Genomic DNA, 23,330 nt, shown 5'->3' with positions numbered 1-23,330 from the left:
TTTAAACCTAACATTAATTCAAATTCACTATTTGTTTATTTTGTATAAATTGATATAATGGCTTCATTAGAAAGGGTATATCTCAAATAGTTAATCGGTGTCAACTTACCATAAGACTGTAACCAGTGTACCAAGTCAAACGATAGTTTGTACATAGTAAAGTATAATATTTAAGCGAGGTATTTTCATGAAGAAACAAAAATTATTCGTCTGTATGCTTTCGACTTCATTACTCCTTCCATCTTTCCCCTTGAATAATATCAGCACAGCGGCTTCAGATGAAATCACTGCACCTGATGTTTCACAAGAGGATTCGAAAAGCAGCACACCAAAATCATCAGACACTTCACATACAGAAGATAAAGCAGATGACTCAAAAGCTGCTTCTTCTGAAAATGATGATGACATAGAAAAAGGATCATCTAAAACAACAGAACCAAAATCTAAAGCGTCCACACGTGATGAAACAGAGTCAGCACAAAAAGCTGCGGACAATGCACAAGAACAAAAAACGACAAAACCATCAACTGACACTGATACACCTACAAACGATTATGATAAATATACGTTAGACTTCTTTAAACCAGCAGAACAACGTACAAACAATCATCGTTTCCATAGTTGGTTCAGCCGCTTCTTCCAAAGCAGTCAAAATGAAACAGACCAAACGTCTTCAACCAAACAAGAAACAACGTCTAACCCAGCACCCAACGGTTCTAATGAAACTTTCTTCATGAATGAAGATACCAACAATCAAACAGCACATCCATCTGAAGATGAAACAGCGTCTCAATCAGATATCGATACTGATAAACCAGCACCTGAAACTGATACAGACAACAACGATGTATCTGAATCCTCTGATGAGACACAAGACTCTACTACACAAAATAATAACGCTGACTCTGAAACTTCACCGGATGTCTCACAAGATGACAATGACATTCTTCAGCAACTAGACGAAGCCAGTTCCAACGCTGCTGATGATTCAGCAACTATAGATAAAGATACACAAGAACCTTCAGAATCCAATCCAACCGAAACACCGGATAATGATAGTACTGATACAAACACTTCAGCAGAAAGTGATACAACGCAAGATACTCAAGAAGACACAAAGGCACCTGAGACAGAATCACAAGCAGATGACCGTGTCTTAGAATCGATACTAGATCAATACAGTGAAGATGCGAAACAAAGCAAAGCAGAATATGATGCGCAAAAAGAAAAACAAGCACAACCTAAGACACCCAAGCAATCAAAATCGCCACAAGCATCTTCAAAACAGTCGAAAGAAAATCATGAAAACCCGCAATTGCCTTCTCAATCAGAGATGAAACACAAACAAAAACCTGCACAATCGTTTGAAGGTGATTTAAGACGTTCGAACCTCAGAACAACTGCGACATTCCAATTGCTGCCGAATGTATCAAACCGCTCAGAACAGTCTAGTGATTTCGCAGTCAGCGAAAATAAAGCTACACGCGACTTTATTAAAACCATTGCGAAAGATGCACATCAAATCGGACAAGATGAAGATATTTATGCTTCTGTCATGATTGCACAAGCGATTTTAGAATCTGACTCAGGCAACAGCAGTCTAGCACGTGCACCGCATTATAACTTATTCGGTATTAAGGGTGCGTACCAAGGACAGTCTGCGACTTTTAATACGCTTGAAGACAGCGGAAGCAGTATGTATCAAATCTCTGCACAATTTCGCAGTTATCCAAGTGAAAAAGAATCGCTTGAAGACTATGCGGCGTTAATTAAAAACGGCATTGACGGCAATCCGACGATTTATCAGCCGACTTGGAAAAGCGAAGCTTCAAACTATCGTGCCGCAACGAGACACTTAGCTACAACTTATGCGACAGATACACGTTATGCGGATAAATTGAACAGTCTGATCCGCCATTATGATTTAACACAATTCGACAAACAAAAGATGCCTAACCTATCTGACTATCAACCAAGTACGACACAAAGCCATGGAGACTTTAAACCGTTTGAAGAAACAACCGGCAACACACCTTATCCGCATGGACAATGTACATGGTATGTCTATAATCGTATGGCACAATTCAATCAATCCATCAGCGGCGACTTAGGTGATGCCCGTAATTGGAATAATCGTGCAGAACGTAAAGGTTATCATGTCTCTGATACTCCAAAAGCACATAGTGCAGTGGTCTTTGAAGCTGGCCAGCAAGGTGCTGATGGTATCTATGGCCATGTAGCCTTTGTGGAAAAGGTTAATCCAGATGGTTCTATTGTTATTTCTGAATCTAACGTTCAAGGTTTAGGCGTTATTTCTTACAGAACTATCGATGCACAAGATGCATCTGAATTAAGTTATATTGAAGGTCAAAAATAAAATATTCCAAAGATAAAACGCTCCACTCAAAACCAAGCAATTGGTCCTTTGAATGGAGCGTTATTTATAATGATTTACTTCAATGAATTGAATGATTAAGATGATTTCGTTTTACGGCGTTTCACAAACCATGTAATACCGCTTCCGATAATAACGAATGCAATACCTAGCGGCAATGCTGAGCGTTTAGCGACTTCACCCGCTGCCGGCAAATCAAAGTTGCCGTCATCATCAAATAAACCGCTTAAGAAGTCATCAGACGGATTGCCTAAAGATAAAGCACGTCCTTGCGAAGGATTAGGAATATCCGGAATTTTATCCAGCACACTGTCTCCGCCTAACAGTTTATCTATGAGACTCGGTCCGCTGAATAAGCCTGTATGACTGCCAAGCAATGGTTTATCCAATCCACTTTCTTTAGACAGCTGCAGTAAGCTTGGTGTGTCTTGTAACGGATCAAAGATACCGCGTACATCTGATTTCAATCGACTGATATCATTATCCACTTTGAGTAAATGATTCAAATGACGATCAATATCAGAAGTCATTAATTTTAACAGTTCTGCCTTCTTATCTTCTTTCTTTGCGATAATATTCGCTAATGCACGTGCTTTAGCATCGTTGAATTTAGAAGCTAATATCGTTTCAATCGCTTGGCGCTGATTATGTGCTTGGTCAATCACATTGCCAAGAATATCGTCGCCTGAAATATCTGAACCATAATGTTGTTTAAGCAGTTGTACAATTTGTGCACTGTTTGGATAATTGCGCATGATTTCTGCAGCTTTATCCGCTGCTTCTTGTTGTTCAAATTTCGTAGATAATAAAGTCTGAATCAACGCTTCTTTATCTTCTGCTTTATCAAACATAGATTCTAATAAGCTGTCGCTTGAGAAGGAAGAGAGTCCATCTAATTGACTTAACACTTGGCTCGCAATTTGTGAGTCTGTTTTGCCTTTAGTTTCAATACGATCAAGTATAGACTGTGCTTGTTGTTCATCTACAGTACTGCCGATAATAGATTTCACTGCTTCTCGTTTATCTGAAGCAGATTGTAGACGGTCTAAGACAATACTATCTTGTTGTTTTAAGTTTTCTTTAGTCGTTTCAATTTCATTTCTGAGACGGTCGGCTTTTGATTTTGAAAGTTCATGGCGTTCAGCTAATCTATTTTCCAGTTCCTGCAAGTTGGCCTCTTTATTTTGAACATATTGGTCCAAATCACGCGATGAGCTTTGTTTCTCTGTTGTTACACGTTGAATATCATTTCTCAGATTGCTTAATGCATGTTCTGCTTGATCAGCTTTTTGGGATGCTGAAGATTGAGCTGTTTCATCTTCACTTGGTTTACGCTCGTCAACTTTATTCGACAAATTTTCTAAATCTGCGATGAATTGGTCAATGCTTTGGTTAGCCTCCCCGCTGTCTAAACGCTGATCAGCTGCATCCGATTGTATCGGTGTACTTTGAGAGGTTTCCGCATTCTCTTCAACATCACGATTTACTTTATCTTTCACACTTTCAACTTTCTGTGTCTCTTCTGACAAAGCTTGTTCTGAAGTACTTTGTTTCTCTTTTATCTTATTTAACAACGTATCAACATCTTCAATACTTTTCGCTTTACCGATATCTGTTTTAAGTTGTGCCTTCTCGTTTTCTTTTATATCTTTTAATCGCTCAACTTCAGCTTTAGCTTCTTGAATACGCGCTTCTAAATTTTGTTTACGCTTATCCACATTCTGCGAAATCGTTGAATCCGCTTGGTCTGCTGCGCCGGCTGAAGGAGAGGTTGATACTGCATCGAAACCGAATAACACTGAACTTAAAACCAATACTGCACTCGTAAACTTAATCGGCTGTTTCATTAGGTTTCTACGATTCAAATCATTGTATCTCTCTCTTTTCATTCAATTCACCTTTCCTCCTAACTCTACATTCCCCATTATATAAGGAATATGACATGATTCATAGAGAGAAATAAAAATCACACCTTAGAACGACAGCATAATAGTGTTAGAAGGTGTGATAGTAATATTTATTCTGTTTGTATTTAATACTTTCAATTTAACTAAAGTGAGACTTTTTATCTATTGATATACCGTCTTGAACATTGGGCTTTAAACTCTAAGCTTGGTAACGCTTTTTTATACAAGTTAAGTTTTTTCAGTACTTCTTCACTATTCGAGTCACTTTCGAAGGTATATATTGGACGAAGCACATTGTTTTTATCATATTTCTCTTTGCTTTTCATACGTTTTGAAGTAATTTCATAAGCTGAGATAACAGAGTTATTTGCGCCTGAATTAATTCCAATAATGTATTTGATTTTATCTTTTTCCAGCAAGCTTTTATCTACATTCCATGTACCTAAAGTACGCATTTTTAAATTATCAGGGTCACGTTTCTCAATATCTTCAGGATAAACGACATTTTCATTTTTGCATAATCTAAATCCATCATTGATTTTTACAGCTAAAATAATCTCATCTGTATTAATGTCACTGACTTCCATAGGGTCATAACCGAATTCATCTTCTAAATCCTCAACTTTATAGCCGCTTGTACCGTGTCCATTTACAAGGTTTGTTAAACTATACATTTCATTCATTTTCACCATATTGATTAATGCGTTTTCTGCAGCATAAGCTTCATTATTCGTTAATTTAAAACTTACGATATAACCTAACACATTCAGACCTTCGCTAAGAATTTGTCCGATACGTTCGAATTTTAAATTACTTTCTTTTTCACCTTCAAACATGTAATCTTCTTTCATATCTTGTTCAGCGTCTTCTTTATGCTTAAATATTCTATTGCCTTTTCCTTTACCGATATAAAATATTTCGTCATTACGCGGATCTTTTAAATAATAAACATAGTAAGGTTTATTCGCATCCGCTTCCATATATGCAATTGTTGAATCGGAAAATCTTTTTAAGTGTTCCATAACATTTCCTCGCAATCATCTGTGTTTATAAAATTATTTAATACACATGTATACTAGCAACACTTATCCAACAAGTATATAGCACAATCTAACAAAATGTTTCAAAAACGTTGTCATATCTAAAGATATTTGTATGCTTGCCTTGTATATTGATAGTTTGTTAAATATCTCTGGTTGCTTAAACATTTCCTTAATCTTAGAATTAATGTGAGTAAATCAATACACGAGATGTATTGAATAATTAATGGAGTGATAAGCGTGGATACTAAAATAACACAGTTGAAAGACATCATTGATAATTCTAATAAGATTACGTTCTTTACAGGTGCAGGTATTTCTGTCGCAAGTGGTATTCCTGATTTTCGTTCTATCGGCGGTTTAAATGATGAAATCGCAAAGCAAGGTTTATCGCCTGAATATATCTTGAGTCATGATTACTTGCAAAGTAACCCAGACGGCTTCATGGACTTTTGTCATAAGTATTTATTGTTTGCGGATAAAAAACCTAACGTTGTACATGAATGGATCGCAAAACTTGAAGCGGAACATAAATCTTTAGGTGTTGTTACCCAAAATATTGATGGTCTGCATACCGATGCAGGCAGTGAAAATGTAGATGAGCTGCATGGTACATTAAATATTTTCTACAGTATCAATGATGAGAATGATCAATACTCAAAATTCGATATCATCGACCATAACTTGCGTCATAGTAAGAAAGACGGCAGTCCGCTCAGACCTGCCATTGTCTTATACGGTGAAATGTTAAATCAAATGACAATGTTCAGCGCATTAAGCAAAATCAAACAAGCGGATACTTTAGTGGTCTTAGGTTCTTCACTCGTTGTACAGCCTGCGGCTGGATTAATTTCCAACTTTGAAGGTGAGAACTTAGTCATCATCAATAAAGATGCGACATCTTATGATCATGATGCAGATTTAGTCATTCATGATGATATGGTCAACGTCATCAATGCACTTAATAACATTGACTAATCCTATTGAACCAACAGCCTTCCATCTGATTTTTTGATGAAGGCTGTTTTTTATGCTTTATTTTAAGATAATGTCACTATTTTATTTATTCACGTATGGTTGAACACGACCTAGGGTAATGAGTAAGTAAGAGGTGATTGTACATGTTTAGTTTAAATAATCAAATCGCATTCGTGACAGGCGGCGCAAACGGAATCGGCAAAGGTATTTCTGAAACATTGGCAGAAGCAGGCGCAAAAGTGATTATCGGAGACATTGATGAAACCAACGGCAAACAAACAGCTGAAGCACTCAATGGTGTATTCTTCAAACTCGATGTGACAGACTCAACTCAAGTAAATAAAGTTGTCGGGGATATCGTTCATCAATTTGGAAAGATTGATATTCTAGCTTCAAATACAGGCGTTTATCCTCAAATCAACATCGAAGATTTAACAGAAGAAGATTGGGATTATGTACAAAATATCAACTTAAAAGGTACGTTCTTTGTGACACAAGCTGTCTTAAAAGTAATGAAAAAACAAAAATACGGACGTGTTATCGTGACTTCTTCAGTTACAGGTCCGAATACCGGCTATCCTGGCTGGGCACATTACGGTGCATCAAAAGCTGGACAACTCGGCTTTGTACGCAGTGCCGCATTAGAATATGCAAAATACGGCATTACTGTAAATGCTGTACAGCCTGGTAACGTATTAACTGAAGGTTTAAAAGCTCAAGGCGAGGATTACTTAGAAGGTACACGCCAAATTATACCGACACATGAGTTAGGCGAACCTGAAGATATAGGTTACGCAGTAGCTTTCTTCGCTTCTAAAGAAGCTAAGTTCATTACTGGGCAAGCATTGATTATCGATGGCGGCCAAGTATTGCCTGAAGAACCTAGCGGTATCCTATAAACAATAAAATCACAGTTTTAGAGCTTATATACGTATAAAAATAAGACTACCCTGCACCGGGGTAGTCTTATTTCATGTACACTGAAATTTATTGACCTAATGCTTTCAGCGTATCTAACGCTACTTGTTGTGCAGATTGAGGGTTTTGACCTGTGATCAGTCTGCCGTCTGCGACAACGAATGATGACCAGTCTTCACCTTTTTCATATTCTCCGCCTTTTTCTTTTAAGGCATCTTCTAGTAAGAATGGCATGTTTTCTGTCACGCCCATTTGAGATTCCTCACTGTTAGAGAACCCTGCGACTTTTTTGCCTTTGATTAGATTTTGACCATTGTCTTTAATATTCAATAATCCTGCGGGACCATGGCAAACAGCAGTAACGTAGCCGTTATTTGAATAGATTTTTTCAGCTAGTTCAATTAAGCCTTTATCTTTTTCAAAGTCCCAAACTACACCGTGACCGCCGGCGTAATAAATCACTTCATAGTCCTCTGGGTTAACTTCTTCTGGTTTTAATGATTGATTAAGCTTTGTCATGAATTGATGATCTGTATAATATTTCCAATCCACATCTGTCATGAAGTCTTCAGATAAGCTTGCCGGATCAATCGGCACAAATCCGCCTTTTGGACTCACATAATCTACTTCATAACCTGCTTTATAGAACTCATCTGCGAAATGTACAACTTCTCCAAGCCATGCGCCTGTAGGACGTTCTAAATCTTTATATTTCGAAACATTTGTGACTGCGACTAAAATCTTTTTCATTTGAGTCTCACCTCTTGTTTATTAATATGTTTCACTTTAACACCGACCTCCCCTGCAAAAGGAAATGATTTGCTCAAAATGATGATAAAGTTATTGTAAATCTCATGCATTCATCTTCTCTAAAAAACTCAAAATAACACTTTGTTCATTTTTTTAATTTTAGTCAAAAGTGCATCAAATCAACGTTTTTGACTATTTTTGACTAAATTGATAAACCGCGTGAGCACAAGGTTTGATTAAGTTATGTAAACATTATAGAATAATTGTAGACAACTTGATTAGTGCAATCATTATTTGTCAAATTACTCAAGTTAGGAGGGATAGACGTGACAACAATTCAACAACACAACGGCTTTAAACGCACCTTTCAAAAAGGACATCTTACTTTAGGTTTAAGTATTCCTTTTGATGATAATGATTCAGTTGCGTTAGCGTTTGAACAACAAGCCCAGTTGGCACAGCTTGCGGAAAACTTAGGATTTACCAGCCTATTTGTACGAGACAATCCATTATACAGTCCGCATTTAGGCAAAGTAACCACAAACTACGATCCGTTTGTATTCTTAACGTATCTCAGTGCCAAAACCAATAAGATTGCGCTCGGAACAGCGAGTATTGTTGCGACATTGCGTCATCCGATTCATGTAGCTAAAGCTGCAGCAACTCTTGACTTGGTATCTGGCGAGCGCTTATTAATGGGACTTGCGACTGGAGACCGTTCTTTTGAGTTTCCAGCTTTCAAAGTCAAAACGAAAGACTTGCATATCCGCTTCAAAGACGCAGTCGCGTCTTTAAACGCATTATGGCAAGCACATTCTCCAGAGATTTCAAACTCTATCTTTGAGTTATACGAAGACTCAGGTCTGCAAGTATTGCCGAAGCATCATCACATACCGATATTTGCGACAGGCAACGCAAAGCAAGACTTGAACTGGATTAAAGAAAATATGGATGGCTGGATGTTCTACCCCCAAGAATTCCAACTTCAAAAAGCCTTATTAGAGGCATGGCATGACAACGATGAATTCAAACCATTCATGCATCCATTAGTCATAGATTTATCCAAAGATCCAAACGAAAAAATCAAACCCGTTAAAGGCGGCTATAGACTAGGCAGAAACACATTGATTAACGTGTTGAAAGCTTATGAACGAATCGGTACTAATCACATCATGCTGAAACTCGATACACATGAGAGAACGTACCAAGATATTATGAACGAATTGGGCGATTATGTGATTCCGCATTTCCCACCAAATGATTTCAAGGAGGAACAAACAATATGGAACTATTAGATAGAATTAATGTACTTGCAAATAAAGAAAAAGAAGTAGCACTTAGTACTGAAGAAAAACAAGAACAACATGAATTGAGACAAGAATACCTTAAAATGATTCGCGGCCAAGTGGTCAGCACATTCTCAACATTAAAAGTTGTAGATCCGCTTGGTGAAGACGTTACACCAGATAAAATCTATAACTTGCGCGAAGAAATGGGTACTTTAGACTTAAAACCTGAATAAGCAACATAAAATAGATGAATAATAAATCTGGATAGTAACGGGTTGGACACTTCTGATAGAGGCATCCAACCCGTTTTCTTCTGCTTAAGCAGGATGAATAGCTTCCACAAACGTAAAAGTTTCATCCTCATATTCAAATTTTAAAATACAGCAATTTGTCATTTTGATTTGTTTGACCGCTTCTACCGGCAAACAATGATGTGCAAATAGGAATAAAATATCTCCATGACTTGCTGCTACGACATTTTGATGCGGTGTCTCTTTTACAACTTGATGCAAAGTCTTTACTGTACGTGTTTGAACCTCTTCCACAGTTTCCCCGCCATAAGCCGCAAAGAAAGCCCCCAAATCTACTACCCCGTTTGGATGCGGAGGATTTAACAGCTCCGACTCCCCTTCAAACAAACCATAATTCCATTCTTTAATTCCTTTTAATCTAGTATAAGGTTCATCAGGAAATAAAATTTCTAACGTATCAGATGCGCGTTCTTGTGTAGATGAAAACAATGCATAGTCTGTCAGATTTAATTGATCAAAATACAGCTTAGCCTTTACGGCTTGCTGTTTTCCTAATTCAGTTAAAGGCGAATCTGATGCACCTTGAATTTGGTGTTTCTTGTTAAACAAAGTTTGTCCGTGTCTGATTAAATATAATGTCTTTTTCATGATTGTCTGCTCCTCATTTTAGTCCTTTCATCATTCGTATTGCTGTATCTGTACTAAAAATGATGGGTGTTCCCTTTCATCATAACGAATCTCTTCTATATACGGTGATGGATTTTATTACGATTTTGATACATCTTTCATCAAGTATGCTCCAACCGTTTATACATTTTGTTCATTTCGTACAAATTAAAGCAGTGAATTTATCATTTTATGCACTTCTATTATTTCAATTCCATGATAAGCTAAAGATAAATATTGTGAATGTTTTCACAAAGTAAATATAAGGAGCGATTGAGTATGACAAAAGTATTAGTAGCAGGTGCGATTCCAGAGGCGGGATTAAATCAACTGAAAGCACATTTTGAAGTAGATATGTATACTGGAGACAAATTAATTACTGAAGACGAATTAATCGAACGTATTAAAGATGCAGACGGCTTAATCAGTTTATTATCCACAAATGTAAGCGAAAAAGTCATTGAAGCTGCACCGAACTTAAAAATTATCGCAAACTATGGTGCGGGATTCAACAATATTGACATTCAAGCAGCAAGAGCACGCGGCATCGATGTTACTAATACACCGATTGCTTCCACTAACGCCACAGCTGACCTGACAATGGGTATCTTATTAGCTGTAGCACGCCGTATCCCTGAAGGCGATCAATTATGCCGCACAAAAGGCTTCAACGGCTGGTCCCCGCTCTTCTTCCGCGGGCGTGAAGTATCAGGCAAAACAATCGGTATCATCGGTCTGGGTGAAATCGGTTCTGCAGTTGCACGACGCGCAAAAGGTTTCGATATGGATATTCTGTACTCTGGTCCATCACGTCATGAAGATAAGGAACAAGAACTCGGTGCACGCTATGTTTCGCAAGATGAACTGTTGAAACAAGCAGACTTCGTCACAATCAACTGTTCTTACGATGAAAGCATGCACCACATGATTGATTATGACGAAATTAAAAAGATGCAGCCTACTGCGTACTTAATCAACGCATCGAGAGGTCCGATTGTTTATGAAGCTGAATTAGTCAAAGCCTTGCAAGACGGATTAATCGAAGGTGCCGCATTAGACGTCTTCGAATTCGAACCAGAAATTACTGAAGAACTGAAATCTATGGATAACGTTGTGATTACACCGCATATCGGCAATGCGACATTCGAAGCACGTGATATGATGGCTGAAATTGCGGCAGGTAACGTTGTCAAAGCACTCACAGGCGAAACACCGGATTATATTGTAAATAAATAGGAGTGATAACCAATGGTCGACACACAACAACGCTTTTTTAACATGGAAGATTTGCCACGCTTCTCAGAGGAGGAAGCACAAAAAACTGTCTTTTATCAATCTGAACATTCTGCAGGTGCCGTTTGGTGCATGAAACCCGGCCAATACTTGCAATGTCATACCCACCAAAACGCAGATGATGTATGGATTGTGACACAAGGCGAAGGCACATTCTATACAAATAACGGACGAGAAAGAACCATCAAAGCGGGCGACATCATTGTATCATTGCCTGGCGAAGCACACGGTATGACCAATACTGGTGATGAAGACTTTATCATGCTTGGTTTCGCTACACCGATGCCTTTAGACTTCATCCCTTATGTACATTAAGCGAATTTTATTATTACCATTTATAATCAACCTCCAAAACTTGAGATGAATGATGTTGCTGAAAGGACGTCATTCATCTTTTTTCATGCGCAATTGACACTGACGTCGAATTTCTTGTCTCATAGAATGAACAGACATGCTAAGATAGAGGCATTACTATTTTCAAGGGAGTGCTCGATTATGGATCCGCTTATCAGTTTTATACTCATTTCACTACTCATCATTATTATTCCTGGTCCTGACTTCTTCATCGTTGCGACCAATACGATGAAAGGCAGTACTAAAAATGGAATTATGTCAGCCCTAGGCATATCGAGTGCACATGTGGTCTATTCATCCATCGCCGCTCTTGGCTTGATCTTTATACTCACGAGTTCGTATTATGCATTTACAGCCATCAAATTCCTGGGTGCCGTCTATATTGCGTATCTAGGTGTTAAAACTATATTGAATGCACGTAAAACCAATAAGATTACGACTTCAAGCTATCCTATCAGGCATATCAGTTTGTTTAAATCATTCAGACAAGGCTTCATGAGTACCATACTTAATCCGAAAGCTATCCTCTTCTACATCTCAGTCTTGCCTCAATTTGTTACTAAGGAAGAAGGTTCTTTGAAAATCATTTTCTTATCTGCACTCTTTATCGCTATTGTCTTTATTTGGTTCTTTTTATGCAGCTTCTTATTTACACACATTAAGAAATTATTTAATCAGCCGCTCTTTAAATCTATCTTTGATTATGTAGTAGGTGTTATTTTAATCGGGCTTGCGGTCAGTATATTAAAGTTCGAGCAGTAACATATGAAGCATAGAAATCTGTTAAACGGCTAATATATAAGCAAGGTATTTTCAGAAAGAAGTGAGTCAGATGGATATAACAAGGGGGATTAATCATATTGGATTAACGGTACCAGACATAGAAGCTGCGACACAATTCTTTAAAGTAGGTTTAGACGGTAAGGTGGCTTACGACAGTCAAACAGAAATGGATCCGCTCAGAGGCGGTAAAGCAGTAGAACGCTTTTTAGACCTTGAACAAGGTGCTAAAATCATCAAAAAACGCATGATGGTCTTCGGGAACGGTCCTAATATAGAAATGTTTGAATTTGTGAATGCTCATCAGCACAAACCAAGTGCCTTGCAAGACGTTGGTTTTACCCATATTTCTTTTTATGTAGACGATTTTGATAAAGCACTGCATCAAATCATACAAGCCGGCGGAGAACCTGTCTCAGAACCTCATGAGAACACACGCTATGAAGATACACTAGGTAATCAAACAATCTATATCAAAGCACCTTGGGGCAGCTTAATTGAATTACAGACACTGCCTCATGGCTATTATTATCCAAAAGAGAGTGAAGCTGAAGTCTTCATACCGAAAGAATAAGCACATTCAAAAATCTTATATATTACCTTTGAAGCATCTATGCTTAAATCAAAGCATAGGTGCTTCTTTGTTTATTCACATGAAATAAAACAAGTCATAAATCTCGGTTTCAGTATACTTTCAAACAGTGTTTAATACTTTAACTCCTAAATTTTACTATTCAATGAACATGCAATTCATTTCTAAGATGGCAAAGCAAAACGAAACCTATATACCCTCTCACTATCTTATTGTCTTAGAAACATCTGTTATTTCAAATAATAGTAGGGTATTTATATATAATGACAATATTATTATTAGGATAATTTTATTATTTTAGGGGTGAAGCGTTATGTATAAAGTAGGAATCGCTGGCGCAGGTGCGATGGGAGGACGCATCGGGGTCTCTATCAAAGAAGCAGGTTATGACGTGACATTGATTGATAACTGGGAAGAACATGTGAATCGTATCAATGCACAAGGCATGGAAGTACAAACTGAAACAGATACGTATACTGTTGAAATTCCAGCAGTGCTTTCTAAAGATGTGAATGAACAGTTTGATTTGATTGTTATTTTGACGAAATCCATGCAGTCAGAAGCTATGCTTGAACACTTGCAGTCGATCGGCTGTATCCATGATGAAACGGCTATCTTAAGTATGATGAATGGTTTAGGCCATGAAGAGCGTCTATCTAAATTCGTGCCGATGTCTCAAATTTATCTTGCGGTCACAATGTGGACTGCTGGACTGCGCGGTCCTGGACAATTATTACTAGAAGGAAACGGTACAATTGATTTGCAGCGTGCTGACGGAGAGAAAGATACACGTACAGATTTCATTTTAAATGTACTCAATGAAGCTGGACTTCATGCTCAAATCAGCGAAGATGTCTTTAAATCCATTTGGTCTAAAGCCACGCTAAATAGTGTATTAAACCCGCTCTGCACGATCTTAGATAAGACCATTTACGAATTCGGCAGTTATCCAGAGTCTCGACAAATGATTGTGCCGCTAATTGAAGAAATCGTAACTGTCGCAAAAGCAAAAGGTGTCGAATTAGATAGTACAGAACTCTTAAATAAAATCGAAGCGGCCTATCCTAAAGAGACACAAGGTCTGCATTATCCATCTATGCATCAAGACTATAACAATGGCCGTCTGACTGAAATCGACTACCTCAACGGACAAGTCGCAGCTTATGGTCAAGCACTCAACGTCCCTACACCATTGAATACAATGATTACACATCTGATACATCAATTAGAAATGAAAATATAATAGACGTCATATATTTAATACTGCCCTCTGTCTTATACTCAGACAAGCAATTTTAATGATATTGCATGCTAAGTGTCTTAGGATAGACAAACTTATAAGAACTAAAGAAAGGTGATATGTTATGGGTAAATTAGATAATAAAGTCGCAATTATTACTGGAGGATCTTCAGGTATCGGAGAAGCGGTCGCAAAACGCTTCGCAGCTGAAGGTGCTAAGGTTGTAATTGTAAATCGCCATAAAGAGAAAGGTGAAAATGTGCTGAAAGCTATAGAAGACAATGGCGGCACAGGTTTAGCATTGGGCGTTGATGTGACATCTAAAGACTCGGTGGAAGAAGCAGTTAAAACGGTCAAAAATCAATTCGGCACAATCGATATCTTATATAACGGTGCTGGAGTTCATGATGGTTATAAAAATGCTTTGGAAACAGACGAAGAAACATTCGATTTATTAATGGGTGTAAACGTAAAAGGTGCTTACCTATTCGCTCATGCAGTGTTACCAACATTTATAGATAATAACAGTGGTGTAATTATCAATGTCGGATCACAAGGTTCATCTATGGCAGGCGTCGGCGGCAGTACTTATGTAACAACGAAACATGCGATTGCTGGTTTTACTAAACAACTTGCTTATGACTTTGGAGATAAAGGTATCCGAGCAAATCTTTTATCACCAGGATTTATTGATACACCAATGACAGATGGTATTGAAGATCCAAGAATCAAAAACATTCCATCACAACGTGCAGGTAAGCCAGAAGAACTTGCTTCCGCTGCACTTTTCCTTGCCTCTGACGAAGCATCTTATGTCCAAGGCGCTGAACTTAATGTAGATGGCGGTTGGACTATAGGGAGATAGGACAATAGATAAATTAATAAATGTGAAAGAGCACTGGATAGCTGATCAGCTCAGCATTAAACAGTGCTCTTTCATTATACATACACAAAACAAATAATTATATTGACTTTTAATTTATATCTATGCACAGCAAAGTTGTATTTACTAATTAATATGGTAACATTAAATATTAAGGTAATTTTTTAAAATGGAGGAGATTAATTTTGAGCAGAGTTCACGTAAGGAACTTGACCAAAGTCTTTGGTAGAAATAGCCAAAAGGCACTCAAAATGGTTGAAAATGGAGATTCTAAACAAGAAATTTTAGAAAAGACAGGTGCCACTGTTGGTGTGTATGACGCAAGTTTTGATGTGGAGGACGGAGAGATTTTTGTCATAATGGGACTCTCCGGTAGTGGTAAGTCCACATTAGTTCGTTTGATTAATCGTTTGATTGACCCTACTTCAGGAAGTGTGTACATAAATGAAGACGATGTATCAAAGATGTCTAAAAATGAATTACGCGAAATACGACGGACCAAAGTCAATATGGTTTTCCAAAATTTCGGATTATTCCCAAAACGTACTGTATTAGAAAATGCTGAATATGGATTAGAAATACGTGGTGTAGACAAAGAAACACGTCGTAAACAAGCTGAAAAAGCTCTAGAAGATACTGGATTACTTTCATTTAAGGATCAATATCCTAATCAACTTTCAGGTGGAATGCAACAACGTGTAGGTTTAGCACGTGCACTTGCAAATGATTCTGAAATATTATTGATGGATGAGGCTTTCTCGGCACTTGATCCGCTTATACGTAGAGATATGCAAAATGATTTACTCGAACTACAACGAAAAGTTAAAAAAATCATTATCTTTATCACACATGATTTAAATGAAGCTTTACGTATTGGTGATCGCATTGCTTTAATGCGTGAAGGAAAAATTATGCAAATTGGTACTGGTGAAGAAATTTTAACGAACCCTGCCAATAACTTTGTCAAAGAATTCACAGAAGATGTCGATCGTTCTAAAGTATTAACTGCAGAGAATGTTATGGAACCACCACTCACGATTAATATCGAAACAGAAGGACCAAACGTAGCCTTGCAACGTATGCGTCAAGAAGAAGTCAGCATGCTGCTAGCAATCGATCGTGAACGTAAACTTAAAGGTAGTGTCTCTGCTGAAAATGCATTAGAAGCCAGAGACAAGGGTTTACCTTTAAAAGAAGTCATAAATAATAACGTTCATAAAATTAATAAAGACATGTTTGTCAGCGACATTTTCAATATTATTTATAACTCCCCTGCACCGCTTGCAGTAGTAAGTAAAGAGGACGAACGTGTAATCGGAGTTGTTGTGCGAGGTAGTGTTATCGGAGCAATGAGCACCAAAAATATAACTGTGGGAACAGAGACTTCTTCTGATACAGGGAAAGAAGAGGTGAATACAGATGCTTAATTTTTCAATGAAACAATTACCTTTTGCAGAATGGATTGATGCTATTGTAGATTGGCTGACTGATAATTTGTCAGGTCTATTTACAGTGTTAAGAATTGTTGGAGAAGCAGTGATGAACTTCATGACCATGATTCTCACATCTATCCCTCCTTTTGTCATGATAGCTATCTTAGTCATTGCAGCTTTCTTTATATTCAAACGTAAATTAGGATTTGCCGCATTTACTTTAATCGGCTTACTGTTTATTTATAACCAAGACCTGTGGAATGATTTAATGAACACAATCACATTAGTGATTATCTCCAGTTTAGTAGCAGTTATTATTGGAGTACCTTTAGGTATCCTAATGTCTAAAAGTGATACAGTAGAAAAAACTATTAAACCTGTACTAGACCTTATGCAGACAATGCCGGGATTTGTATACTTAATTCCAGCTGTCGCTTTCTTTGGCATCGGTATGGTACCAGGGGTGTTCGCATCTGTTATCTTCGCATTGCCACCAACGGTCAGAATGACAAACTTAGGTATTCGCTCAATCTCTACAGAATTGGTAGAAACATCTAACTCTTTTGGTTCTACTGCATGGCAAAGACTTTTTAAACTTGATTTGCCTATGGCAAAAGAAAATATTTTTGCTGGTATTAACCAAACGATTATGCTGACACTTTCTATGGTTGTTATTGCATCTATGATAGGAACACCTGGGCTTGGACAAGGTGTTTTAGCCGCTGTTCAACGTTCGGAAGTTGGGAACGGGTTCGTATTCGGTATTGGGATTGTAATTCTTGCAATTATTATCGACCGCTTCACTCAAGCCTTAAATCGTCCTAAAAACACTAGAATGACAAAAAAGAAAAAATGGATTACTACTGGAATTGTTGTATTTATTGCTTTAATTGTTATTTTATTTTCTATTTTCTTCTCACCTACTAAATCTTCAAATAAAGGGACTATCACTTTAGCTTATGCACAACAAGACGATCAAATTGTTTCTACTAATGTTATAAAACAGGTACTAGAAGAAGAAGGTTATACAGTTAATGCAACATCGCTAGATATTCCTGTGGTTTGGGAAGCTGTAGCTAAAGGAGAAGCGGATGCAACGACAGGAGCGTGGCTTCCTGTAACACACGAAGCACAATATAAAGAATTCAAGGATGATTTAGATGACTTAGGTCCACATCTTGATGGTGAAGCTAAACTCGGTCTTGTCGTGCCTACCTATATGGATGTCAATTCTATCGAAGATTTAGACAGTCAAGCCAAGAAGAAAATAACAGGTATCGAACCAGGTGCCGGAATTGTTAAAGCTACAGATAAAACTATCGAATCATACCCTAACTTAAAAGGTTGGGAACAAGTTATCTCTTCTACGGGTGCAATGAACGCACAGTTAAAACGTGCTGTTCAAAATAAAGATGAAATTATAATCACAGGTTGGAATCCATACTGGATTTTCCAACGATATGACTTAAAATATCTAGATGATCCAAAAGGTACAATGGGCAAAGCTGAAAGTATCCATACGATGACACGTAAAGGATTTAAGAAAGATATGCCAGAAGCTAATAAAATCTTAGATAATTTCAAATGGAACGTAGATGATATGGAATCTATTATGTTAGAAATTGAAGATGGTAAAGATCCAGAAAAAGCAGCAAGTGAATGGATTGAAAACAATCGAGATAAAGTAGATAAATGGAAAGAGAAATAAGTTTATATAATTATATACTTTAAAATTATAGTAAAGAAACTCTGCAGCACATTGTTTAAATCAGTGATACTGCAGAGTTTTTCATGTCTTAATAATACTTTTTTAGTTCTCTTGATAAACTTACGATACTGAAACAATGTTTAGAAAGCTTCTCTATACTCCCCAAACCATTTTACCATGTTCATTCAAAAATAGGATTAATAGTATTAATGTTAATTTCACGCACAAAACTACTTTTATCAAAATACCAACATTTTTAAAATTTAAAATTACTATTTTCTATCTCTATTATGCCAATCCAAAAAGTACACTATTTATTAAAAACTTCTATCAAATTGTTGGTAAATAGATTATTCTAATACTAATAAGAAAAATAGATGGGAGATAGTATATTGAAAAAGGTATTCGCTGGTTTAGGAGTCATCGTACTCATTGCCGCATTAGGTATAGCAATCGGATTTGCATTCGGCAGCCATAAAAGCTCAGAACTTCAAAAAGATGAAGCTAAAGTTGAGGAAAAAGAGAAAACAAAGAAAGAAAAAGAAGAAAAGCAACAAGATAACAACACAGAAACAGCAGACGAAACTAACAGCCAAGAACAAGCACAAACTAATGCAGGAACAGAAATGCCGCAAGCAACTGCACCTCAAAATGATACGACAACGCAAGGCAATGCAGCACCACCCCAAAATAACCAAGCACCTTCTCAAAGTACGTCTAAATCATCAGACAGCGCTTTTGATGCAGATGCTGAATATGCTAAACAAAAAGAAATGTACGAAAAAGCTGCCAGAGGAGAAATACCTGAGCCGGGTGCAGATCTTTCTGGTGACAATGCAGAATTGATGGAACGTGATCCAAGTACACTAACGAATGATGAAGCTGAACAAAGAGAGAGAAGAACGAATGCTATGGAGTCAGAAGGTCAATAATCCATAGCTGCTAATATAAAGAAAGACGGTGAAAATCTTAAAAGGATTTCCATCGTCTTTTCTGTTCTAATATTAGTTATTATGTTGTTTAAATGATGCTTTTGTATGGCCACGATACTTCCAAAGATGCAGATGACTTTCGATTTCAGTTAATAATATGGTTAATGCATCTTCGCTGATACCATCAAAGTCCTTCGCTATGATGAGAGTCTTAGCAAAGCTTTGGATTCGATCTTGATTCAAATCTGTTCTGAGTGAAAATACCACAGTATCTATTGTATCCACTGCCTTATAATGCGCATCCCTAGTACAATAACTTTTCAGCTGTTGTAATAACGAGATGAGTTCTGGTGTGTTTTCATATTGATATTTACCAAGATGCACGACTTCTTGTAATGTTTTTGGCAAATAATATTCAATCTGTGCACGTGCTTCTTCTACTTCAAAATAAAAGTTAACATCACCATCTTCATAGACTGAATCATCATCTTCCCAATCATAATCGATATAGTCTTCATCTTGATAATAATCATCATTTAACATGCTATGCACCAAGTCGGTCACCGTTAAAAAGGCAATATCGCTTTTTTCAATTGCCTCCTCGAAAGCAACCATCCATTCTCTTTCTGTATATGTTGTTTGAAAGAATTGATTGTATAATTTAACTACTATAGATATAGGTACAATGCCATACATTTCTGCTAATCCGCCAAAAAAGTACATTTTCTTCACCATTGTATCCATTGCTTCCTCTTCATTCAGAGGAAAATCAGGAACCTTCACAAATCGCAGATAGTCTTCAAAATTTTGATACTCACCTATTAAACCTTTTAATAAAAACATCCCTTCTGGGGACAAGTTTTTTTGTTGCTCCAACCATTGAATATACTCTTTTTTCGCGACTTCATCGATTTTTAAAGTTTCTGCAATACCATTAATATGTCTGCTTGTTTTCGGGAGTTGATAATGAAGATTTTCATTAATGACACCATTTTCAAATTGATAGCCTCGCTTAACCAAGAATTTAATAACACTGATATCATGCTTTTCAAAATAACTTTTAAATGCCTCTATTACTTCTTTTGGCACCATTAATCCATAGTTATTTTCATACACAAAATAACTTTTTAGCTGATCTTTTAAGAAGCCACTCGAATTATGTCCTGAAACAATCATTGTACACACCATTTCAATCAAATCTTCATCTAAATTAGATTCGATCATTTCATCTGGATGATTATGAAATCGTTGTACAATTTTATCTATGATTTCTTGTTTTTTGAGCTTAGAACTCACAGGTATGTTGAAATTCTCACAAATCGTTAGAAGTTCTGAAACTTTATATTTCTTACTTAGAAGCTTTGAGAAAGTTAAATCTCTAGGATTTTTCATAGATGCGCCTCACTAATATAGAGATTGAGTCTATTGATAGTTTCTTTAATGTCATCTTCTGTTGTTAATGGATTTGTTGTACATAATCGAATCACACGTTGATTGTTTAGTACGGTTGTATATGCTACCGCATAGCCGGAATCTGCTATCTTTTGTGCAGCCATACTATTGAGCTGGTTGTTTTGTGCTTCAGTTAAATCTTCATTTTCATATCTGAAGTTAACAATAGAGAGATTGGCATGAGAAACGATACGCCAATGATCAAGTTGTGATACATAGCTTTCAGCGTACTCTGCTAAATCTTCACCATACTTAATGCGTTCAATAATTTCATCTTCACCAATAACTTGCAGTGTGATCCATAATTTCAATGCCCTAGCAGGTCGTGTAAGTTCTATACCTAACATTTCAGGATCAATCACATCATCGTCAGATGCAATGTCATCTAAGTATTCCGCATCCTCACCAAAGCTTTGAAGCAGATGTTGTTTTTCTTTCACAACAACCATTGCACAGCTGTATGTTTGGAATAATAGTTTATGTGCATCCCAGCTTACACTGTCGGAACATTCTACACCTTTAAATAGATGTTCGGCTTTATCTGAGAGGATGTGTGATAAACCATAAGCACCATCCACATGAAGCCATAGGTTGTATGCATCACAGATATCTCCAAGTGTTGTAAAGTCATCAACTGACCCTGTATTGGTTGTACCTGCAGTTGAAATCACAATCGCAGGCTTATAACCTGCTTCTATATCCTTTTCTATTTCAGCTTTTAGACTATCCGTATTCATTGTGAAATCTTCATTATAATCAATTCTTCGGATATTTTTCTTTAAGAAGCCTGCGACATGTAATGCTTTACCGACAGAATGATGTGTTTGAGAGGTTAAGTAGACAGTCGCTTTCTTAATGTCCTCCATATTGATTTGTGCATCTCTAGCCGCAACTAATGCGGTTAAATTAGCCATTGAGCCTCCAGATACAAACACACCGCCAGCCGGCTTGATTTCATATCCGATTTTACCTGCCAAATAATTGATTAAATTACGTTCAATATTAATCGGCAATGTCGCATTTTTAAAGTTCGAGGCATGTATATTGTTAGCTGTACTCAAAATATCCCCAAGCCATGATAAACGTGATGCAGGACCTGGTATAAATGAGAAAGAACGAGGATGATTCGGACGATATAAGTAATTCAATACTTCGTTATTCAGATCTTTCAGCACATCGTAGATATTACGTCCTTCACTTGGCACTTCCATATACTCATATTTCTTTCTAAGTTCAAGCGGTGCTTGCTGCGTTGCTGGAAGTTCTCCAATATCTCTAGATAAATACTTGTTGACTTCGTCTCTGATAATGGTTTCTAAATCTATATTGTTCTCATTAAAATCCATATCTCTTCTATGCTCCTCTATTTAGATATTTATTCAATACAATTATCACACAAGGGGCTTTTGTCATACAATCATTCACTATGTTTTATAGAAGGTTGATTTAAGATTTTGCAATTAGTTTTCATTATCTTCCACTACTTGTATAGTATGTTGATTTTCGTTAAAATCAATATGAATATAAATTTTTATTATTTTTAAATCATTCATATCTATCATGGAAAGGAGTATTTTATGAAATATATAATTGCGTTTTTAATCATTATAGGAACAGCCATAGTATTCACCTTAGTTAAATGGTTAGACAGCAAATGGATAGAAAAAAGAACAGGGAAAACAGCAGCAGAGTTAAGAAATAATAAAAAATGGTTAATCATTAGCTTTATTGGCGGATTAATAATAGGATCCCTTTATGTCATCCTCTTTTACTTTTAGGAAGATTGATTTAGTTATTAAAGATAGAAAGACACAAAAAACTTGAAAATAAATACCACCTTATAAGATTCTTTATAGTGATATTCATTTCCAAGTTTGGTTGAAAGTTTGTCTGATACTTACTGTCATACATGCTTCCTACAAATAGTTAACAACGCTTGTACTGTAATGGCTGCTTATCGCAATATAGACGCATGCATACTTTAAGATGATGTATGATATTTAAGTATGCTTTCTACTGCCTCAGCAACTTTCTTAGGTGATTGCGGGTTTTGACCAGTAACTAAGCGGCCACCTTTAACCACATAAGGTCTAAATGGTATTTTGGCTTTACTATATTTTGCATCTCTTTTTTTCAATTCGGTTTCTAACATAAACGGAACGAGTTGTTTACGATTTGTAAAAACTTCTTCCATATTTGAAAAGCCAGTAATAGCTTTGTTATGTAGTGAACCCAAAAGGTTGAACTTTTTGATTAAGCTATTTCCTAACGCAAGATTTCTGTATTTAACAGGAGTCTTGCCTTTTAAATTTTCTTTTCCTTAACTCAATAATAACTAAAACTATTTCTTTGTTTGATTTTTTCGAGCTAAGGATTGTAACTTTTTTCAAGTTCAATTTGGATTTCTAGCGATTTATTTTCATAACGTAATCTTTCAAGTTCTTCTCTTTCAGTTTCATTTAATGGTTG

General features: G+C 36.7%; 22 protein-coding genes. 15 read left to right on the top strand and 7 right to left on the bottom strand.

Features of this window, described 5'->3' with window-relative positions; genetic code table 11:
* Nucleotides 1–187: 187 nt before the first annotated feature.
* Nucleotides 188–2,377: an amidase domain-containing protein gene (locus tag DVJ99_RS10585; protein WP_114604166.1), complete on the top strand. Its 2,190-nt coding sequence runs from the start codon at nucleotides 188–190 to the stop codon at nucleotides 2,375–2,377.
* 95 nt (nucleotides 2,378–2,472) lie between these two features.
* Here DVJ99_RS10585 and DVJ99_RS10580 read toward each other — a convergent pair whose 3' ends face one another.
* Together DVJ99_RS10580 and DVJ99_RS10575 are read right to left on the bottom strand one after the other, a co-directional pair.
* Nucleotides 2,473–4,284 (bottom strand): coiled-coil domain-containing protein, encoded by a 1,812-nt coding sequence (locus DVJ99_RS10580; RefSeq protein WP_114604165.1) that lies wholly within the window; start codon nucleotides 4,282–4,284, stop codon nucleotides 2,473–2,475.
* A 176-nt stretch (nucleotides 4,285–4,460) separates the two neighbouring features.
* A complete protein-coding gene (locus DVJ99_RS10575; protein WP_114604164.1) occupies nucleotides 4,461–5,324 on the bottom strand; it encodes an LEM-3-like GIY-YIG domain-containing protein in 864 nt (287 codons plus the stop codon).
* A gap of 258 nt (nucleotides 5,325–5,582) precedes the next feature.
* On the opposite strand from DVJ99_RS10575, the gene DVJ99_RS10570 reads away from it, so the two are divergent.
* Both DVJ99_RS10570 and DVJ99_RS10565 read left to right on the top strand, forming a co-directional pair.
* Entirely contained in the window at nucleotides 5,583–6,320 is a 738-nt protein-coding gene (locus DVJ99_RS10570) for an NAD-dependent protein deacylase (protein ID WP_114604163.1), read from the top strand.
* 143 nt (nucleotides 6,321–6,463) lie between these two features.
* Entirely contained in the window at nucleotides 6,464–7,219 is a 756-nt protein-coding gene (locus DVJ99_RS10565) for an SDR family oxidoreductase (RefSeq protein WP_114604162.1), read from the top strand.
* 88 nt (nucleotides 7,220–7,307) lie between these two features.
* Here DVJ99_RS10565 and DVJ99_RS10560 read toward each other — a convergent pair whose 3' ends face one another.
* Entirely contained in the window at nucleotides 7,308–7,988 is a 681-nt protein-coding gene (locus DVJ99_RS10560) for a type 1 glutamine amidotransferase domain-containing protein (RefSeq protein ID WP_114604161.1), read from the bottom strand.
* A 326-nt stretch (nucleotides 7,989–8,314) separates the two neighbouring features.
* On the opposite strand from DVJ99_RS10560, the gene DVJ99_RS10555 reads away from it, so the two are divergent.
* Nucleotides 8,315–9,283, top strand: coding sequence for an LLM class oxidoreductase (locus DVJ99_RS10555; RefSeq protein WP_114604160.1), 969 nt, complete (start codon nucleotides 8,315–8,317; stop codon nucleotides 9,281–9,283).
* Nucleotides 9,271–9,510, top strand: a complete 240-nt coding sequence (locus DVJ99_RS10550) for a DUF896 domain-containing protein (RefSeq protein ID WP_114604159.1) — start codon at nucleotides 9,271–9,273, stop codon at nucleotides 9,508–9,510. The genes DVJ99_RS10555 and DVJ99_RS10550 overlap by 13 nt, the downstream gene beginning before the upstream one ends.
* An 84-nt stretch (nucleotides 9,511–9,594) precedes the next feature.
* Here DVJ99_RS10550 and DVJ99_RS10545 read toward each other — a convergent pair whose 3' ends face one another.
* Entirely contained in the window at nucleotides 9,595–10,176 is a 582-nt protein-coding gene (locus DVJ99_RS10545; RefSeq protein ID WP_114604158.1) for a histidine phosphatase family protein, read from the bottom strand.
* Nucleotides 10,177–10,473: 297 nt separating this feature from the next.
* On the opposite strand from DVJ99_RS10545, the gene DVJ99_RS10540 reads away from it, so the two are divergent.
* The 9 genes from DVJ99_RS10540 (at nucleotide 10,474) to DVJ99_RS10500 (ending at nucleotide 19,409) form a co-directional block, all read left to right on the top strand.
* Nucleotides 10,474–11,430 (top strand): NAD(P)-dependent oxidoreductase, encoded by a 957-nt coding sequence (locus DVJ99_RS10540; RefSeq protein ID WP_114604157.1) that lies wholly within the window; start codon nucleotides 10,474–10,476, stop codon nucleotides 11,428–11,430.
* Nucleotides 11,431–11,442: 12 nt separating this feature from the next.
* Nucleotides 11,443–11,802 carry a cupin domain-containing protein gene (locus DVJ99_RS10535; protein WP_114604156.1) on the top strand — a complete coding sequence of 120 codons (360 nt, stop codon included), beginning with the start codon at nucleotides 11,443–11,445 and terminating at the stop codon, nucleotides 11,800–11,802.
* 180 nt (nucleotides 11,803–11,982) lie between these two features.
* Nucleotides 11,983–12,603 carry a LysE family translocator gene (locus DVJ99_RS10530; RefSeq protein WP_114604155.1) on the top strand — a complete coding sequence of 207 codons (621 nt, stop codon included), beginning with the start codon at nucleotides 11,983–11,985 and terminating at the stop codon, nucleotides 12,601–12,603.
* Nucleotides 12,604–12,673: 70 nt separating this feature from the next.
* Nucleotides 12,674–13,195, top strand: a complete 522-nt coding sequence (locus tag DVJ99_RS10525) for a VOC family protein (RefSeq protein ID WP_114604154.1) — start codon at nucleotides 12,674–12,676, stop codon at nucleotides 13,193–13,195.
* A 331-nt stretch (nucleotides 13,196–13,526) separates the two neighbouring features.
* Nucleotides 13,527–14,456: a ketopantoate reductase family protein gene (locus tag DVJ99_RS10520; protein ID WP_114604153.1), complete on the top strand. Its 930-nt coding sequence runs from the start codon at nucleotides 13,527–13,529 to the stop codon at nucleotides 14,454–14,456.
* 121 nt (nucleotides 14,457–14,577) lie between these two features.
* On the top strand, nucleotides 14,578–15,318 hold the full coding sequence (locus tag DVJ99_RS10515) for an SDR family NAD(P)-dependent oxidoreductase (protein ID WP_114604152.1): 741 nt from the start codon (nucleotides 14,578–14,580) through the stop codon (nucleotides 15,316–15,318).
* Nucleotides 15,319–15,521: 203 nt separating this feature from the next.
* The gene (locus tag DVJ99_RS10510) at nucleotides 15,522–16,763 is read left to right on the top strand and encodes a quaternary amine ABC transporter ATP-binding protein (protein ID WP_114604151.1); all 1,242 of its coding nucleotides are present in this window, start codon (nucleotides 15,522–15,524) and stop codon (nucleotides 16,761–16,763) included.
* Complete coding sequence (locus DVJ99_RS10505) at nucleotides 16,756–18,477, top strand: ABC transporter permease/substrate binding protein (protein ID WP_114604150.1); 1,722 nt, start codon at nucleotides 16,756–16,758, stop codon at nucleotides 18,475–18,477. Before DVJ99_RS10510 ends, DVJ99_RS10505 begins: the two co-directional genes overlap by 8 nt.
* Before the next feature lie 392 nt (nucleotides 18,478–18,869).
* Nucleotides 18,870–19,409 (top strand): hypothetical protein, encoded by a 540-nt coding sequence (locus DVJ99_RS10500; protein WP_162912184.1) that lies wholly within the window; start codon nucleotides 18,870–18,872, stop codon nucleotides 19,407–19,409.
* A gap of 72 nt (nucleotides 19,410–19,481) precedes the next feature.
* Here DVJ99_RS10500 and DVJ99_RS10495 read toward each other — a convergent pair whose 3' ends face one another.
* Nucleotides 19,482–20,801 carry a Rho termination factor N-terminal domain-containing protein gene (locus DVJ99_RS10495; protein WP_114604148.1) on the bottom strand — a complete coding sequence of 440 codons (1,320 nt, stop codon included), beginning with the start codon at nucleotides 20,799–20,801 and terminating at the stop codon, nucleotides 19,482–19,484.
* Complete coding sequence (locus DVJ99_RS10490) at nucleotides 20,798–22,207, bottom strand: pyridoxal phosphate-dependent decarboxylase family protein (protein WP_114604147.1); 1,410 nt, start codon at nucleotides 22,205–22,207, stop codon at nucleotides 20,798–20,800. The genes DVJ99_RS10495 and DVJ99_RS10490 overlap by 4 nt, the downstream gene beginning before the upstream one ends.
* A gap of 231 nt (nucleotides 22,208–22,438) precedes the next feature.
* Between DVJ99_RS10490 and DVJ99_RS10485 the strand changes: the two genes are divergently transcribed.
* The gene (locus DVJ99_RS10485) at nucleotides 22,439–22,639 is read left to right on the top strand and encodes a hypothetical protein (protein ID WP_114604146.1); all 201 of its coding nucleotides are present in this window, start codon (nucleotides 22,439–22,441) and stop codon (nucleotides 22,637–22,639) included.
* 203 nt (nucleotides 22,640–22,842) lie between these two features.
* Here the strand turns inward: DVJ99_RS10485 and DVJ99_RS10480 are convergent, their stop codons facing one another.
* Complete coding sequence (locus DVJ99_RS10480; RefSeq protein WP_205527062.1) at nucleotides 22,843–23,097, bottom strand: type 1 glutamine amidotransferase family protein; 255 nt, start codon at nucleotides 23,095–23,097, stop codon at nucleotides 22,843–22,845.
* Nucleotides 23,098–23,330: the final 233 nt, after the last annotated feature.

The organism is Staphylococcus sp. EZ-P03 (assembly GCF_003344575.1).
In the GTDB taxonomy this organism is placed as follows: Bacteria; Bacillota; Bacilli; order Staphylococcales; family Staphylococcaceae; genus Staphylococcus; species Staphylococcus simulans_B.
The sequence above is the reverse complement of the archived record's forward strand: the minus strand, read 5'-3'. Positions and strand labels throughout refer to the sequence as shown.

What these genes read in the sequence shown, in the direction of transcription:
- DVJ99_RS10585 (WP_114604166.1), top strand. Translation starts at nt 188, where the DNA reads ATGAAGAAACAAAAATTATTCGTCTGTATGCTTTCGACTTCATTACTC.
- DVJ99_RS10560 (WP_114604161.1), bottom strand. Translation starts at nt 7,988, where the DNA reads ATGAAAAAGATTTTAGTCGCAGTCACAAATGTTTCGAAATATAAAGAT.
- DVJ99_RS10525 (WP_114604154.1), top strand. Translation starts at nt 12,674, where the DNA reads ATGGATATAACAAGGGGGATTAATCATATTGGATTAACGGTACCAGAC.
- DVJ99_RS10490 (WP_114604147.1), bottom strand. Translation starts at nt 22,207, where the DNA reads ATGGATTTTAATGAGAACAATATAGATTTAGAAACCATTATCAGAGAC.
- DVJ99_RS10505 (WP_114604150.1), top strand. Translation starts at nt 16,756, where the DNA reads ATGCTTAATTTTTCAATGAAACAATTACCTTTTGCAGAATGGATTGAT.
- DVJ99_RS10580 (WP_114604165.1), bottom strand. Translation starts at nt 4,284, where the DNA reads ATGAAAAGAGAGAGATACAATGATTTGAATCGTAGAAACCTAATGAAA.
- DVJ99_RS10495 (WP_114604148.1), bottom strand. Translation starts at nt 20,801, where the DNA reads ATGAAAAATCCTAGAGATTTAACTTTCTCAAAGCTTCTAAGTAAGAAA.
- DVJ99_RS10520 (WP_114604153.1), top strand. Translation starts at nt 13,527, where the DNA reads ATGTATAAAGTAGGAATCGCTGGCGCAGGTGCGATGGGAGGACGCATC.
- DVJ99_RS10530 (WP_114604155.1), top strand. Translation starts at nt 11,983, where the DNA reads ATGGATCCGCTTATCAGTTTTATACTCATTTCACTACTCATCATTATT.
- DVJ99_RS10550 (WP_114604159.1), top strand. Translation starts at nt 9,271, where the DNA reads ATGGAACTATTAGATAGAATTAATGTACTTGCAAATAAAGAAAAAGAA.
- DVJ99_RS10575 (WP_114604164.1), bottom strand. Translation starts at nt 5,324, where the DNA reads ATGGAACACTTAAAAAGATTTTCCGATTCAACAATTGCATATATGGAA.
- DVJ99_RS10485 (WP_114604146.1), top strand. Translation starts at nt 22,439, where the DNA reads ATGAAATATATAATTGCGTTTTTAATCATTATAGGAACAGCCATAGTA.
- DVJ99_RS10535 (WP_114604156.1), top strand. Translation starts at nt 11,443, where the DNA reads ATGGTCGACACACAACAACGCTTTTTTAACATGGAAGATTTGCCACGC.
- DVJ99_RS10540 (WP_114604157.1), top strand. Translation starts at nt 10,474, where the DNA reads ATGACAAAAGTATTAGTAGCAGGTGCGATTCCAGAGGCGGGATTAAAT.
- DVJ99_RS10545 (WP_114604158.1), bottom strand. Translation starts at nt 10,176, where the DNA reads ATGAAAAAGACATTATATTTAATCAGACACGGACAAACTTTGTTTAAC.
- DVJ99_RS10565 (WP_114604162.1), top strand. Translation starts at nt 6,464, where the DNA reads ATGTTTAGTTTAAATAATCAAATCGCATTCGTGACAGGCGGCGCAAAC.
- DVJ99_RS10515 (WP_114604152.1), top strand. Translation starts at nt 14,578, where the DNA reads ATGGGTAAATTAGATAATAAAGTCGCAATTATTACTGGAGGATCTTCA.